Below are 14,715 nucleotides of genomic sequence, written 5' to 3'. Positions count from 1 at the left end.
ATCCGGAGGGCGAACCTCTCGGAACTCCGCTCTCCGGACGCGAGCTGTGGGACAAAAATGAAACCGCTTGAACGTACGAATCGGCGCCGGGACCTGTCAAGTTGAAAGGGAAAGCGGGGGCGCGCCGCCGCCGATAGGGAAGAACTTTCCGTTGACAGGACCGGCGCCGACGGATAGCCTTAACGCTACCAATTTCATTCGGATAGGAGGCTTCCATGCCCGTGCTTTCCGTCATCGTCCCGGTTTTCAACGAAGAGAGGACGCTCCGGGAGATCATCCGCCGGATCCAGGAAGTGGATCTGGAGAAGGAGATCGTCCTGGTCGACGATTGCAGCACCGACGGGACTCGGGAGATTCTGAAGGAACTCGAGGGAGGAAACGTACGCGTCCTTCTTCACGAGAAGAATCAGGGAAAAGGGGCCGCCATCCGAACCGCCATCCCCCACATCACGGGCGACATCGCCGTCATCCAGGACGCGGACCTCGAGTACAACCCGGGCGAGTATCCCCGGCTGGTCCGGCCGATCGTCGACGGCCGGGCGGACGTGGTGTACGGCAGCCGCTTCAAGGGGGAAGAGGTCCGGGTCCATCTGTACTGGCACTACCTCGGGAACAAGACCCTCACGACGATCTCCAACATGTTCACCAACCTGAATCTCACCGACATGGAGACCTGCTACAAGGTCTTCAAGTCGGACATTCTGAAATCGCTTCCTTTGAAGGCGAACCGGTTCGGCATCGAGCCGGAGATCACCGCCAAGATCGCCCGGCGCAAGTACCGCGTCTACGAGATCCCCATCTCCTACGACGGCCGTGATTACGCCGAGGGGAAAAAGATCGGCTGGAAGGACGGGGTGGCCGCCTTTTACTACATCGTCCGATTCTGGCTCGGCGACTGATCGAAGGCGCCCCGCCCTCCTCCTCCGGCGGCCGATCCTCTAAACCTTTCTCCCGCCCGGACCGTCTTCTCTTTCGGGATCGAACCCCGAGAACGGCGGCGCTCCGGGTTGCGCCGCCCGGACGGGAAACGAGAGGAGAAACATGCGAAAAGCTCTTTTCATCGGTACGGCGGCGGCGTTCCTGTTCTGCACCGCCGGTTGGGGACCCTTCGGACACGAGAAGATCCGAGGCGAGGGGCCGTTGGTGGATCGGGAGTTCGACGCCGCCGGCGCCCGGGAAGTGACGCTCGCCGCCGTCGGAACCCTCGTCATCGAACAGGGGGACCGGGAAGGACTGCGCGTGCGGGCCCAGGAAAACATTTTCGAGTACCTGGAGATCGAGAACGAAGACGGCCACCTGAGCATCGGACGGAAGGACCGGGTGAACCTCGACCCCGGCAAGCCGATCCGATACGAACTCACCGTGAAAAACCTGGATCGGATTCAACTGTCCGCCTCGGGCGACGTATTGCTCGGCGACATAGAGACGGGAGACTTCCGGATCGAGATCCACGGCTCCGGCGATCTCGAGGGGGAGGATCTGCGCGCCAAGGACGTGCGGATCGAAACGCACGGCTCGGGGGACATCGCCCTCGGCGATCTCCGTGTAGAGAACCTCAGCGCGCGGATTTCCGGATCCGGCGACATCCGGGTCGCCCGAACGGAAACGCGGGAACTGCGGGTCCGGATCGACGGCTCGGGAGACGTCAAGATCGGCGGAGGCGAAACGATCGAGCAGACCGTTTCGATCCACGGCTCCGGGGACTACTCCGCCTCGGGCATGAAGAGCGACCGGGCGGACGTGTCGATCCACGGCTCCGGGGACGCCTCGATCCAGGCCGACACGGCGATCGAGGCGGAGATTCACGGATCGGGAAATCTGCACTGCCGGGGGAAGGGGAAGGTGCGGAGCAACGTCCACGGTTCGGGTAACGTGATCTTCCACTAAAGGAATCGCCGATTCGCATCGCGAGAGAAACCGGGGGGAGGGGATGCCTTCCCCCCGTTTTTTTAAGCGGAAACAGTGCTTCCGCGCACGCCCCGCTCTCCTATTCCCGCAGGTAGTCGTGGAAAGCCCGGAGACCCCAGACGCCGCTCGCCCCGACGAGGAGGAGGGCGAGGAGTGGAATCGGCCCGAGAGGAATCATCCGGGCCGCCGCTTCCATGGCCGGCTCCGCCAGGGAAGCGATGCCGCGAAGAGACCATTCGAGGGGAGCGGCAAGAACGGCGAAAACCGAGCCCACCCTCTCCACCACCCCGGAGAGCCCGACGCCCCCACCCCGACCACCGGAGAGGAGAGGCGCGAGTGAGGCCGCGACGAGAACGGCCACCGCCGCGCCCCGCAGAAGGACGGGACGGAGCCGGGGACGCAGGCGCGTGGGAAAATGCTCCAGCCGCCCCATGACACGCTCCGTGAAATCGGCCGGGAGAACGGCGGCGGGCTTCTCGGCGAGCGCATCCCCGATCGCCCTTTGGAGGGCGAGTTCGGCGCGGCAACGGGAACAGTCCCGCAGATGGTTTTCCAGCTCCGTCCGCTCCGTCTCCGGAAGGAAACCGCCGAGCATCCGTGCGATCCGGTCGATCGAGAGGGCGCATGAATCGTTTTTCACTCGATTCCCCCTTTTCCTTCCGCGGCGCTCCGGAGACCGGTCTCCAGCAGAACCAGGTCCCGGAGGCGCTTTCTCGCCCGGTGCAGGTTCGTCTTCACCGTGCCGAGGGGCAGATCCATGACGGCGGCGATCTCCTCATAGCGCAGCTGATGGAGATGATAGAGGGTGATCACGGTGCGGTACGGTTCCGGCAACCGTTCCACCAGCGCCCTCACCCGATCCGCCAGATCCTTCTCCTCGAACGCCTCTTCCGGCCGGATCGTCCCTTCCGCCAGCAGGTGGATCTTCTCCTCCCCTTCCTCCTCGAAGCTGATCGCTTCCCCCCTCCCCGATCGCTTCCTTAAGTGGGAGAGGGCGATGTTCCGGGCGATCGTGTAGAGCCAGGTCCCGAAGAGGCTTTCGCCGCGGAACCGGGGAAGAGCCCGATACGCGCGAAGAAAGGTCTCCTGCGTCAGATCTTCCGCCTCCTCATTCCCGGCGGTTCGGCGGACCAACCAGAAGACGCGATCCTTGTGACGGTCCACCAAAAAGGCGAAACTGTCCCGGTCCCCGGCGAGACAGCGCCTCACCAACTCTTCGTCGGTCCGCTCCGTCTTCGGTTCCATCCACCTTCCGATTCACCCGAGCCGCTCCCTCCCCCGCGCTCTCCCATCCCCATTCCGATTGTAAGCCCGGGGCCCGGAAACGCAACGAGAAGCAGCGGGGAACTCGTCTTCTCCTTATTGGACTCACGGGAAACGGAAAGGTTTCACACGAACGCCCCGCCCTTCGGTGAAACAAACGGGCGTCTCGGGAGTCGGAAGGGGTGGAAGCGGAAAAATCGAAAGAACCGCGGGGAGGCGAAAACCCCCGCTGAGAACCGAATCCCAAGGAGAACCGTCATGCCCGACTCTCTCGCCGTAACCGGCCGCTTGCTCCAGGAAGCGCTTCCCTTTCTCATGTTCGCCGGCATTTTCCTCGGTTTCATCGCGATCGGTATCGTCGCGATGGTCCTGCGCCACAAGGAAAAGGAGCGACTGCACAAGGAGAGGTTGTTCCTGATGGAGCAGGGGAAGGAGATCCCCGAAATCCTCTACGGGAAGAAAGAGAAAAAAGAGAAGAAACCGAGCGACTACCGGACCACACGGATCTGGCTCCTCGCAATCGGCGTCTTCTTCATCCTGATCGGCGTGGTGATGACCATAGTGATCACGATCACGGAAGGGACGCAGGAAGGGCTTCCGGGACTTTCCTGCGTCGGCATGGGAGGCGCGCTCGTCTTGATCGAAAGGATCATCTATCGGATGTTCGTAAAGAAGAACGGCTCGGGCACGGCGGTCTGATCCGCCGCCGGACGAACCGCCCCGCCGCGCGGCCTTCCGCGCCGGTCCTTTCCCCTGAAGCGCGCCGGCCGGCCCGCAAACCCGGGCCGGCCGTTCTCCGCTCCGCTACATCCCCCAGAGATGGCCGGTGTGCACCGGCTTCCCCTGAAGCTTGAGATAATAGAAAAGCTGCGCCCTGTGCAGGACCAGGTGGAGAATCATCTGATGCAACCTGTGCCCCAGGATCATCGGCGTGGGATTCCAAGGGGCGGGCGCCTTTTTGGAGGAGAGATCCCCCTCCGAGGTCGATCCCAGGGCTTCCCGCGCGACCTTCCTGTCCTCGGAAAGCATCTTCTTCGCCTCCGCGACGCTCCCGACGGCGGGTAGCTTCTCGGCGGGAGGCATCATCTCCTCCGGCGACATCTCGGCGAGATCCGTCCCGTCCGGCAATCCCCAATCGCCCGTGATGAAACCGCGCATCGAAAGACCGCATGCGTTGCCCAGGTGATGGAGAACCTGCCCCACGGTCATCCAATTGGAGCCCGTCGCCGGCTTCCAGCCGAGAGAGCCTTCCTCCACGAAATCCATCAGCTTCTCCGTCGTTTCGTAGGCCTCCTCCATCTCCTTCTTCAGAAATTCGGTCCAGTTCATCGTCTCCCTCTCTCTTCGTCCGGCCCGGACGCCCTCCGCCGGGTCCGATCCCCACCGACGCTTTCGAGGCAACCACCCGGGAATCGTATCGAAAAGCTAAACATTTGTCAAGTATTTCGTCGACGGGTGCCGTTCGAGGAAAAAGGAGGAGACCCGGCGCGTTTCTGGAGGTGGTCCGTGGAACGCCGGGTCTCCGAAGGGGGCCGGAGCCCCCTTGATTGCTTCGCATCCGATCAGCGCAGCACGATCGCCTTTCTCATCCCGTGGACCGCCCCTTCGGCGGCGAGGAAGTAGACACCGCTGGAGACCGGCCTTCCCCGGTCGTTCCGGGTGTCCCACTCGAAGGTGTGCGTCCCCGGAGGGAGATCGCCTCCATGCAATCTGCGGACCACCTTGCCCGCCACGTTCAGAACGCGGAGGTCGACCGATCCCGACCGGGCCATGTGGATCGAGAAGGCGAGGGAGGAACGGGCCGGGTTCGGCCGCGGCGCCGAGAGGAGGGCGGACCGGGCCGCAGGCTCCCCGGCCTCGACGGAAACGCTCTGTTCCTGAACGAGAACCAGCCAGGCGTCGAAACCGCCCGCCCCCTCCGAGTTCGTGTGGCCCGCGAGGACATAGCGGCCGGGAGAGATCCTCTCCAGGGCCTGCGCCCAGTCCGTGCCGGCGCCGCCGATGGCTTGGTTGTAGATCCAGCCGGCCCCGCCGGACCGCTCCGCGAGAAAGAGATCGTTGGTGTGGTCGTTCTCTCTCTTGCTCGCCCCGGCGACCAGAAACGCGCCGTCCCACTTCCGCAGAATCCCGTTCCCGTACTCGTAATAGACTCCGGTGTTGGCCCGGTAGCGCCTCTGGGAACAGTCGCCGAAGGTCTGGACATATCCGGCGTCGGCGGGGTCGCTCCCCTCAACGCCGCGTGTAACGCTCATGACGACGCCGCTGTCCTCCAGCGCGCAGACATCCATCGCCCATTCGTAGTTCACCGGGTGATCGTTTCCGTAGATTTCCGAGCAAACCTCGTAACCGTCGTCGTCCACTTTGACGAGAAGCGCCTGCTGGTATCCCCCGTCCTCGCCGTCCCAACCGACCGCCGCGTAAAAACCGTCCGCGGTCCGCGCGATCGCGTAGCCGACGTCGACGCCGGTCCCGCCGTATCGCCGGGTCCAAAGGGTATCGCCGTCGCTTTCGGTTCGGAGAATCCAGAGGTCGAGTTCATTCGCCCCCACATCGGTCCAACCCACCACCATCAGATCCCCCTCGGGCGTCTCCAGAATCGCGCGTCCCTCGTCGTCTCGGGGGCCGCCGTAAGCGCGCGTCCAGAGCGTGTCGCCGCCGGAATCGATACGGACCAGCCAGAGGTCCTCCTTCCCCGACCCGCGCGAGGTGGTGTAGCCGGCGATGGCGAAACCGCCGTCCGCGGTCGGAGCGCAGCCCCACCCGTAATCCCGTCCCGCACCGCCGTAGGTCCTTGTCCAGAGCGTGTCCCCGTTTCCGTCGGCGCGCACCGCGTAGAGGTCCGTGTTCCCGGCGCCGAAGGAGTAGGTGTACCCGACCGCCAGGAAACCGCCGTCGGCGGTGACGGCGACGGACCGAAAACCGTCGTTGGAGGGGCCGCCGTAGGTGCGCGCCCAAATCGAATCCAGTTGGGCCGCCGCCGCGCCGGCAAAGGCGAGAGAGAACAGCCCGATTCCGAGTATGCGTCGCATGGTTCATCTCCTTATGAAAAACCGCCGCCTGTCCGTGATCAGTCGCCCGCTTTGGCGGCGCGCAGACTGTCCAGCGTCGCCCGCGCGACCTCGCAGATCCTCCTCCCGTAATACTGGCCATCCCTTGATGTGATGATGTTTCCGTCCTGAACGGGCGGAACCGGGTAGGTGACGTAGGTGGCGCCGGCGGCCTCGTACTCCGCGAGGTATTCGGGCCGCCCGGTCACTTGCCTCCCGTCGATCACGTCCGCCGCGGCGAGCACGCGGGTCCCGCCGCACATGGAGGCGACCACCAGGTCCGCCGCCGCCGCCGCCGCGACCAGATCGAGCGCGTCCTGGTCCGCCAGCAGCTGCGCGTGGGAATTGCCGGTCCATGCGCGGGAGGGCATGATGAAGAGGATGTCCCAAGCCGTGACGTCGTCGATCTCGGAGACCAGGGTGTCCACCACGTATGGGCCTCCGTAGGCGCAGCGGGCGACCGAATCGACCACGCCGGTGGTGGTGACGGTCCACCCGTAAAGTTCCATCCAATCCCTCATCAGGTTCGTGTTGGTGCCGAAGGGAGCGCAGAGGAGCGCCAGGACGCGCACCTCACCCGATCGCCCCCCCCCTCCGGCGCCGGTTTCGGCCGCCGGAACGGACGGAATGCCCGTAGCGGCGGCGAGAACCGCCGCCAAGGAGATCAGAACGAGGATGATTCTCTTCATAGCCCTCTTTCCTTCCTTTCTTCTCTCGCGCCGGACCCTCGCGGGCCGTCCGGCGCGGACCATTTCGGAGCGTGGACTCTTCCTTTTCCGGCCCGCCGGTGTCGGACCACGGCTCGGGATCTCACTCTTCAAGAATGATTATGAGCGGGGGCCGTCCGGCGATCGTCTCTTGGGCCGTCACCCGAGCGTCTCCGGAGGCGTCTCTTCTCCGTGCGGCGGAGTCGTGGCGTCGTTGGAGGGGAGGGCGCGACGGATCGGCCGGATCGCGGGCCGGTGATTTCGAACGGGACGAGAGCCGTCGCGTGATCGAAAGGGGAAATCCCCCCTCCGGATCGCGATCCCGGCGTATTAAAGGAGATGAAAAAGGGCGGTCCGTCCGCGTGGGGACGGACCGCCCGGGTGAAGGAGGGCGAGGCGCCCCGTGGGGGAGCGCGGGCCGTCTTCCGGCGGTCCGCGCGGGGCGCTTGGGGGACGCGCGCCGGGGTTAGCGGATCACCACCGCCCGCCTCATCCCGGTAACCGATCCGTCCGCCACGATGAAATAGACGCCGGACGCCACCTCGCGGCCCCGGTCGTCCCGCGTGTCCCAACGGAAGTCATGGGCGCCCGGGCCGACGTCGCCTCTGTGGAGCGTCCGCACGTGACGTCCCGAGACATCGATCACGCGTAGGTTCACCGATCCGGAAGAGGACAGATTCATCCGGAAGGCGAGGGATGCGCGCGCCGGGTTCGGGCGCGGCGGGGAGAAGAAGACGCGGCGGTCCAAGTCCTCCACTCCGCCGACGGAGGTGGCCGGATCCTTCAAGCGAACGAGCCAGCCGTCGAAGCCGCCGGCGCCGTAGGAATTCGTGTGCCCGGCGACCACATAATGCCCGGGAGCGATCTCGTCGATGGCGCTCCCCCACTCGTTCCCCGGGCCGCCGATGGTCTGGTCGACGACCCAACCCGCGCCCGCCTTGCGCGCGAGCAGGTAGAGATCGTTCGACATGGTGGTCGGGTCCTTGTCGGCTCCGCATGTGAGGAATGCGTTGTCCCAGGTCTGCAACACGTCGCATGCGTACTGGTAGAAGTTCTTGCTGTAGGTGCGGAAAAAGCGCTGGCTCCCGTCGCCGTAGAGAACGAGAACGCAGGCGTCTCCCACGTTCCCCTCCTGGGAACGGAAACCGCCTACCGCCAGGCCGCTGTCTTGGGTGGCGCAGATCCCTCCCCCCCAGTCGGGAGAGATGGCGGCGGTGTTCCCGTACCAGTTGTCCGAGAGGAGGGCGCCGCTCGGATCGACGCGGAGCACTTCGATGTCCCGGTTGTCGCTCGTCGAACCGGTCGTGGCGGAGAGGCCGTAGATCCCGGCGCCGGTCTCGCAGATCCCGAGGGCCCAGTCGTGCTCCACGCCTCCGTAGGTGCGCGTCCAGACGGTGTCGCCCGCGGCGTCCAGCTTGAGGAGCCAGATATCGCCGAGCCCCGCCCCGTAGCTCTCCGTCGTCCCGGCGGCCAGGATGTAGCCGTCGGAGGTGGCGGAGACCGCCCGCCCCTCGTCGGTGCCGGCGCCTCCGTACGAGCGTGTCCAGAGCGTGTCGCCGTCCGCGTCGATCTTGATCAGATAAAGGTCCTCATAACCGGCGGAGGCGGTGGTCGTGTAGCCGGTGATGACGTATCCGCCGTCGGCGGTTTCACAGACGCCGTACCCGTAGTCCCGTCCCGCTCCTCCGTAGGCGCGCGTCCAAATCGTGTCGCCGTTCGCGTCCGCCTTCACCGCGTAGACGTTCACGTCCGCGGCGCCGAAGGAGTAGGTGTAACCGACCGCCAGAATCGCGCCGTCGCTCGTGGCGACCACCGAGCGGAAACCGTCGTTCCCCGGGCCGCCGAAGGGACGCGTCCAGACCGAGTCCAGCTGGGCCCCGGCCGAACCGAAGGCGGCGGCGATCAGGAATCCGATGATGAACGTTCTCTTCATGATCCTTCTCCCGTTCCTTTCGTTCGAGCCGCCCGCGCCTATCGGGCGGCGCGGTTGTCGTCGATCATCCGGCGGAGGGCTTCGCAGATCTGCGTGCGGTAATACTGCCCGCGCCGGGTGGTGAGGATGCGTCCGTCCACCACCGGCGGGACCACGTCGCCCGCCCAGATCGCGCCCGCGTCGAGATACTCCTGCTTGTAGTCCAGATGGCCGGTGACGGTCACGCCGCTCAGGATGTCCGCCGCGGCGAGGACGCGGACGCCCCCGCAAACCGTGCCGATGACCATCTCCATCGAGTCCGCGCGCGCGACCAGATCGAGCGCCTCCGGGCTCGCCAACAGGTCGGCGTGAGAGGTTCCGGTGTAGGCGCGGGCGGGCATGATGAAGAGACAGTCCCAGGCGGAGAGGTCGTCCACCTCGGTCACCAGGGTGTCCACGACGATCGGGCTTCCGTCGGCGCACGGATTGACCGTGTCGGACACGGCGATGGTGGTGACGTTCCACCCGTACAGGTCCATCACGTCCTGGATCAGGTTGTAGTTGAGTCCGTAGGGGGTGCACATCATGGCCAGCACGCTCACCTCCCCGGACCGGGCGCCGGCCTCACCCTCCGCGCCGGCGACCGAGGCGGAGGCGGTCACGAGCAGGAGGGTGAAGAGCGCGGCGATGACCAGCGCGTTGTTCGCTTTGCGCATGCCTTCCTTCCTTTCCCTAATTTGTACTTACCGGAGATGCTTCCCGATTCCCTTCGAAGGTGGGGAGGCGTCCCGGCCGAACGACGGACCGACTCGTTATCCGCCGCCCGCCGCCGGGCGCCCCCCTCACAGCGCACACGCTCTTCCGGATCACCGAGCATCCCCCCCGCCCGCGGCGACGGGAATGTCCCACCTACGGCGTCCATCGACCATGTACGATTGAAATTATCCCGCTTCCGGCGTCTCCTCATCGTCACCCGAACCGTCTCGCAACGATCGCCGGAGGCGTTTTTTCGAGGCCGAAGGGGGTCCGGCCGCTGAAAAGAGCACCATTCGCGATTCGCCGCCGCGCCGGGCGCACCGTTCAAGGCAGAGGAGTGGTTTTCGTGAAATTCTTCGGTGGGACTTCCGGTCGTATCGGGGGCGCCGGGGACCGGTCGAGGGAGAAACGGGTGGGAGTCCCGTGGGAGAGGTCGCCGTCCGATCGATGCCACTATACGAAAGGAATCGGCGAGACGCGAGGGGGGGGTGTTCCCGCTCCCGCCTTTCTCAGAAAAGCGCGTTCAGGACGAGGGCGAGCGCGGTCGCGATCGTGAGAACCGAGATGACGAGCGCGGCGGTCAGGCGGGCGCCGATCGCCTGAATCAGCATGGCGATCGACGAAGAGCAGATCGCCGTCGCGGTCAGGCTGAAGGCGACCGCCGTCCCGACCGGGAAGCCGTGCTCCATGAGGGGCCGGAGGAAGAGGACCTCCGAGCCGCCGCAGAAATAGAGAGGAATGCCGACCCCGATCCAGGCGAGCACTCCCCAAGGGCCCTCCGAAAGGCTCCGCAGCAGGAGGAACCGCCGCGGGCCGAGCGACTCGAGTGCGAGACCGAGCACACCGGCGGCCAAAAGGTAGGGGATCATGCGGCGGAAGAGGGCCCACGTCTCTTCGACCACGTCCCCCCCGGCGGCGGCGCAGGAGCGGTCGCAGGAGCCCCGGACCCACTCCGCTCCGAAAGAGCGGTTCCGCCGGACGAGAGCGCTCAGGAAGGCCGTGCTCCCCATCACCGTCAAAAAAGCGCCGGCGACGCGGAGCGCGCCGTAGACCGGACCGAGAACGGTGAAGGAAAGGACCAGAATATAGGGGCTGAGAAGAGGGGCGGCGAGGACGAAGGAGAGGGCGGTCCCGAAACGCCACCTCCCCTTCATGCTCGAAAGAAGAGGGATCGCCGAACAGGCGCAGACCGGCAGAACGGATCCGCAGAGAAAGGCGGTCGCCGGACCGCGGGGGTAGAAGCGCCGGAAACGAAGGAACCAGCGGCCGAGAAGAACGGCGAAAAAGGCGCCGACGAGGACCAGAATCAGCGTCTCCACGAAGTACTCCCAGAGGAGGTCGCCGATCGGCGGGAGGGCGCGGATGAGCACGCACTCCTCCCGGTTCACGAAGGAGATATCCTCCACCGTCCGGTAGACGAAATCGGCCGCCCAGAAGAGAAGGGAGAAACCGAGCGTCCCGACGACGGCGACGCGCCGGAAGGACGGCCGGGAACGGACCCCACCGGACGGCGCTCCGCCGGGGACCGGCCGAATCGCCTCCTCGGCCGGAAAGACGCGTATGGTATCGGACCGCATTCTTCCCCTCCCCACGCCCCCGGGAAGGGGCGAGACGTGCTTTTCCGGTTCATATTACGTGGGGGCCGTCTCCTGATCGTCACCTCTGGTCTCATTCCCCCTCTTTGCGTATGATGGGAGCGGCCGATTCTCATATAGGGGGAATGGGGAGACCGCATTGATACCTCTGAAGATCCACCTCCTCGGAACACCGCTGATCCGTCGCGGAGATCGTTTGATCCCCATCCGGCGCCGGAAAGCGCTCGCGCTTCTCGCCTATCTCGCCGTCACCGGCCGGAGCCACAGCCGGGAGGCGCTCTCCACCCTTCTTTGGCCGGAAGCGGACCCGGCGCGCAGCCACGCCAATCTCAGAAACCTCCTCTGGATCCTGAAACAGGAGGTCGCGCCGATCGAGTTGTCGGCGGAGTACGACACGGTGGAACTGGCGCGCGAGGGCGTGTGGACCGACGTGATCGAGTTCCGGGAGCGCTCCCGCGCCGGCCGGGGGACCGACGGACGCGGTTTCGACATACCTCCCCGCGACGCCGACCTCCTCGCCGGGGCCGCCTCTCTCTACAGGGATCACTTCATGGCCGGCTTCGGCCTGAAGGACAGCTACTCCTTCGACGAATGGCAGCTCCACGAGAAGGAGACGGCGCGGGCCGAGTTTGCGTCGGTGCTCGATCGACTCGTCCGGTACCACAGAACCCGACACGAGTTCGACAAGGCGATTCTCTACGGCCGGCGTTGGCTTTCTCTGGATCCCTTCCACGAACCGGCGCAGCGGGAGATGATGGACCTCTACACCGAAGCGGGGCAACGAACCTCCGCCATCGAACTCTACGATCAGAGCGCCCGCCTGCTGGAGAAGGAGCTGGGGCTGACCCCCGCCGAGGAAACCACCGAACTCCGAAACCGGATCCTCTCGGCCGGCCTCGCGAGAATCGCGCGGGCCCCCGAGGTGGAAAGGTCCCGGCACAACCTGCCCGCCCGGGAGACGCGTTTCATCGGCCGTGAGGAAGAAATGGGGGAGATCAGGCGCCTTCTCGGGGACCCGGACTGGCGGCTGCTCACCCTGGTCGGTCCGGGGGGGAGCGGAAAAACCCGCCTGGCGATCCAGGCGGCGGAAGAGCAGTTGGGCGCTTATCCGGACGGCATCTTTTTCGTCCCCCTCGCCTCGGTCGTATCCCCGAAAAACCTGATCCCGACGATCGTGGAGACCCTCCGCGTCCCCCTCCCCCGCGGCAAGGGGGAAAAGGGAGCGGCCGGTCGCCGGGCCGGCGTTTCGGAGAGGCGCCTCCTGGCGGATTACCTGCGGGAAAAGAGAATGCTCCTCGTCCTGGACAACATGGAGCATCTCCTCGGAGCCCTGGACGACGTCCGGGAGATTCTCGAGGAAGCGCCGGATGTTCAGGTGATCGCCACCTCCCGGGAAAGGCTCCGCATGGGCGGAGAGTACGTCCTCGAACTGGATGGACTCCCCTATCCCGAGGAGGGGGCGGATCGGGAGGAGTACGATTCCTCCCCGGCGGTGCGGCTCTTTCTGAACGCCGCGAAGAGGGCGGATGTTTCCTTCACCCCCGAAGAAGACAACCGGGATGCGATCGGCCGTATCTGCAGGCGCCTTCGCGGGGGACCCCTCGGTATCGAACTCGCCGCGGCGTGGACCAAGATGTTCCGGTGCGACGAGATCGACGCCGAGATCGAGAAGAGCCTCGACTTTCTCACCAGCCGCCAGAGAAACATTCCCGAGCGACACAGGAGCATCCGGGCGGTTTTCGATCATTCCTGGAAGATGCTGTCCGAGAAGGAGAGGACCTGTTTCCGCCGCCTCGCTTCCTTCCGGGGAGGGTTCACTCGCGAGGCGGCGAGAGAGACGGCGGGTTGCCCCATCGGCGTGCTGGAGATCCTGGGGGACAAATCCCTGCTCCATGCGGATCCCTCCGGGCGCTACGAGATTCACGAGGTCCTCCGCCAATTCGCGGAGGAGAAGCTCCGGGAAAACCAGGAGGAGCACGACGAGGTCGTCGGCAAGCTGGTCGATTACTACCTGAAGAAAATGGCGCGGCTGGAAAAGGCGATCGAGGGTGGGGGGCAGAAGGAAGCCCTGATGGAGATCGCCCGGGAAATCGAGAACATACGAACCGCATGGATCCGGGCGTCGGAAATGGGCCGGATCGAATCGATGAGAGGGGCGTTCTTCACCCTGTTCCTCTACTTCGATATCCGGAGCCGTTTTCCGGAAGGGGCGGACTTCTTCGACGAAGCGATCCGCCTCCTCGAAAAACGCGACGAAGAGGACGCCGGCCTCCTCCTCGGCGCGCTCTACACCGGGCGCGCCTGGTTCGTGCGATACGAGCGGGTCGGCCTCTGCGAGGAACTGATCCGCCGCGGCCTGAAGACGTTGGAGCCGCTCGGTCCGACACCGGAGTACGCCTTCGCCCTGGTCGTGTCGGCGATCCTCTTCATGGATTACGCCGAAAAGGAGAAAGTCCGGCTCGAGGAAGCCCTCGCCATCTTCGAAAGAGAAGGGAACCGTTTCTGGGAAGCCATGACCCTGGAGGTGATCAGCAGCATCCTCACCCACACGGATCACGACGAGGCGCTCCGGTGCGGGCAGAAATGCCTCCGGCTACGGCATCAGATGGGGGATCGTTGGGGGATCGCCCTCTCCCACGTTCTTCTCGGGAGAATCGCCGAACAGCAGGACCTGCCCCGCGTGGCGAAAAAACGATACTGGGAAAGCGTCCGAATCCGCCGGGAGATGGGGGAGGACCTGGACGGGTGCGTCAACATCCTGGAGAGGATCGGGACGCTGGCGCGGCGCACGGGAAACTTCGACGAGACCTTCCGCCTTTTCGAGGAGTGCATTCGACTCTCCCGGGAAATGGGGCACGACTGGCGCGTCGCCTTCTCCCAGACCCGCCTCGGGATGATCGCCTACGACATGGGTCGCTGGGACCGAGCCCGAGAAGAGCTGGAATCCGCGGTCGACTTCGCTCAATCATTGGGGGATCTTTCCTGGGTGAATCTTCTCTACGCGGTGCTCGCCGACAACGCCTTCGCCTCCGGGGACCTGCAGGAGGCCCGTTTCCTGCTCGGCCAGATCGTGGACCGGGGAGAGGAACTCCGTTCCAACGAGAGAAACCCCCCGCTGGACATCGGGAGCGTGCGCGGCTACCGGAGCGCCTGGCTGGATCTCGCCGCCGGCAGGATCGCCGCCGAGGACGGAGATTGGGGCGGGGCGCTCCGCCGGTACCGGGCGGCGCTCCGCCCCGCCTTGGAGGACATGGACGAGCCCACCGTTCTCGAGACGCTCGGCGAGATCGCCCGGGTCCGCTTCGGCGCGGGCGACCCGGACCGCGCGGCCCGACTGCTCGGTTTCCTCTTGGAACGGGAGACGCTCACCCCCAACGCCCGGGAGAGGGCGGAAAAGCTCCGCGGAGAGATGGTCCGAGCGCTCAAGTCCCCCCGGCTCCGCGAGGGGATGGCGCCGGGGAGCGCGGACGAATACCCGGAAACGGCTCGCCGGGAATTGGAAGAAGGGGCGGACTGAGGAACGCACC

General features: G+C 65.5%; 12 protein-coding genes. 4 read left to right on the top strand and 8 right to left on the bottom strand.

Annotated elements, in window-relative coordinates:
• The first annotated feature begins 215 nt into the window (after nt 1-215).
• Nucleotides 216-899, top strand: coding sequence for a glycosyltransferase family 2 protein (locus tag JW958_07760; protein MBN1826145.1), 684 nt, complete (start codon nt 216-218; stop codon nt 897-899).
• Between the two features lie 142 nt (nt 900-1,041).
• A complete protein-coding gene (locus JW958_07755; GenBank protein MBN1826144.1) occupies nt 1,042-1,887 on the top strand; it encodes a DUF2807 domain-containing protein in 846 nt (281 codons plus the stop codon).
• A 100-nt stretch (nt 1,888-1,987) separates the two neighbouring features.
• Here JW958_07755 and JW958_07750 read toward each other — a convergent pair whose 3' ends face one another.
• Nucleotides 1,988-2,548 (bottom strand): hypothetical protein, encoded by a 561-nt coding sequence (locus JW958_07750; GenBank protein ID MBN1826143.1) that lies wholly within the window; start codon nt 2,546-2,548, stop codon nt 1,988-1,990.
• The gene (locus tag JW958_07745) at nt 2,545-3,153 is read right to left on the bottom strand and encodes a sigma-70 family RNA polymerase sigma factor (protein ID MBN1826142.1); all 609 of its coding nucleotides are present in this window, start codon (nt 3,151-3,153) and stop codon (nt 2,545-2,547) included. Before JW958_07745 ends, JW958_07750 begins: the two co-directional genes overlap by 4 nt.
• Nucleotides 3,154-3,429: 276 nt before the next feature.
• On the opposite strand from JW958_07745, the gene JW958_07740 reads away from it, so the two are divergent.
• Nucleotides 3,430-3,870, top strand: a complete 441-nt coding sequence (locus tag JW958_07740) for a hypothetical protein (protein ID MBN1826141.1) — start codon at nt 3,430-3,432, stop codon at nt 3,868-3,870.
• Between the two features lie 105 nt (nt 3,871-3,975).
• Here JW958_07740 and JW958_07735 read toward each other — a convergent pair whose 3' ends face one another.
• The 6 genes from JW958_07735 to JW958_07710 form a co-directional block, all read right to left on the bottom strand.
• Nucleotides 3,976-4,500: a DinB family protein gene (locus JW958_07735; protein ID MBN1826140.1), complete on the bottom strand. Its 525-nt coding sequence runs from the start codon at nt 4,498-4,500 to the stop codon at nt 3,976-3,978.
• A gap of 233 nt (nt 4,501-4,733) precedes the next feature.
• Nucleotides 4,734-6,200: a hypothetical protein gene (locus JW958_07730; protein MBN1826139.1), complete on the bottom strand. Its 1,467-nt coding sequence runs from the start codon at nt 6,198-6,200 to the stop codon at nt 4,734-4,736.
• A 38-nt stretch (nt 6,201-6,238) separates the two neighbouring features.
• A complete protein-coding gene (locus tag JW958_07725) occupies nt 6,239-6,907 on the bottom strand; it encodes a DJ-1/PfpI family protein (GenBank protein MBN1826138.1) in 669 nt (222 codons plus the stop codon).
• A 484-nt stretch (nt 6,908-7,391) separates the two neighbouring features.
• Nucleotides 7,392-8,858, bottom strand: coding sequence for a hypothetical protein (locus JW958_07720; protein ID MBN1826137.1), 1,467 nt, complete (start codon nt 8,856-8,858; stop codon nt 7,392-7,394).
• 38 nt (nt 8,859-8,896) lie between these two features.
• On the bottom strand, nt 8,897-9,553 hold the full coding sequence (locus JW958_07715) for a DJ-1/PfpI family protein (GenBank protein ID MBN1826136.1): 657 nt from the start codon (nt 9,551-9,553) through the stop codon (nt 8,897-8,899).
• A 549-nt stretch (nt 9,554-10,102) separates the two neighbouring features.
• The gene (locus JW958_07710) at nt 10,103-11,170 is read right to left on the bottom strand and encodes a permease (protein ID MBN1826135.1); all 1,068 of its coding nucleotides are present in this window, start codon (nt 11,168-11,170) and stop codon (nt 10,103-10,105) included.
• 157 nt (nt 11,171-11,327) lie between these two features.
• Here JW958_07710 and JW958_07705 point away from each other — a divergent pair, with 157 nt between their 5' ends.
• Nucleotides 11,328-14,705, top strand: coding sequence for a tetratricopeptide repeat protein (locus JW958_07705; protein ID MBN1826134.1), 3,378 nt, complete (start codon nt 11,328-11,330; stop codon nt 14,703-14,705).
• Nucleotides 14,706-14,715: the final 10 nt, after the last annotated feature.

It is taken from the genome of Candidatus Eisenbacteria bacterium, assembly GCA_016930695.1.
Taxonomy (GTDB): Bacteria; Orphanbacterota; Orphanbacteria; order Orphanbacterales; family Orphanbacteraceae; genus JAFGGD01.
The sequence above is the reverse complement of the archived record's forward strand: the minus strand, read 5'-3'. Positions and strand labels throughout refer to the sequence as shown.

Coding starts and splice junctions, on each gene's coding strand:
- JW958_07735 (MBN1826140.1), bottom strand. CDS start 4,500: ATGAACTGGACCGAATTTCTGAAGAAGGAGATGGAGGAGGCCTACGAA.
- JW958_07715 (MBN1826136.1), bottom strand. CDS start 9,553: ATGCGCAAAGCGAACAACGCGCTGGTCATCGCCGCGCTCTTCACCCTC.
- JW958_07755 (MBN1826144.1), top strand. CDS start 1,042: ATGCGAAAAGCTCTTTTCATCGGTACGGCGGCGGCGTTCCTGTTCTGC.
- JW958_07730 (MBN1826139.1), bottom strand. CDS start 6,200: ATGCGACGCATACTCGGAATCGGGCTGTTCTCTCTCGCCTTTGCCGGC.
- JW958_07745 (MBN1826142.1), bottom strand. CDS start 3,153: ATGGAACCGAAGACGGAGCGGACCGACGAAGAGTTGGTGAGGCGCTGT.
- JW958_07740 (MBN1826141.1), top strand. CDS start 3,430: ATGCCCGACTCTCTCGCCGTAACCGGCCGCTTGCTCCAGGAAGCGCTT.
- JW958_07720 (MBN1826137.1), bottom strand. CDS start 8,858: ATGAAGAGAACGTTCATCATCGGATTCCTGATCGCCGCCGCCTTCGGT.
- JW958_07725 (MBN1826138.1), bottom strand. CDS start 6,907: ATGAAGAGAATCATCCTCGTTCTGATCTCCTTGGCGGCGGTTCTCGCC.
- JW958_07760 (MBN1826145.1), top strand. CDS start 216: ATGCCCGTGCTTTCCGTCATCGTCCCGGTTTTCAACGAAGAGAGGACG.
- JW958_07710 (MBN1826135.1), bottom strand. CDS start 11,170: ATGCGGTCCGATACCATACGCGTCTTTCCGGCCGAGGAGGCGATTCGG.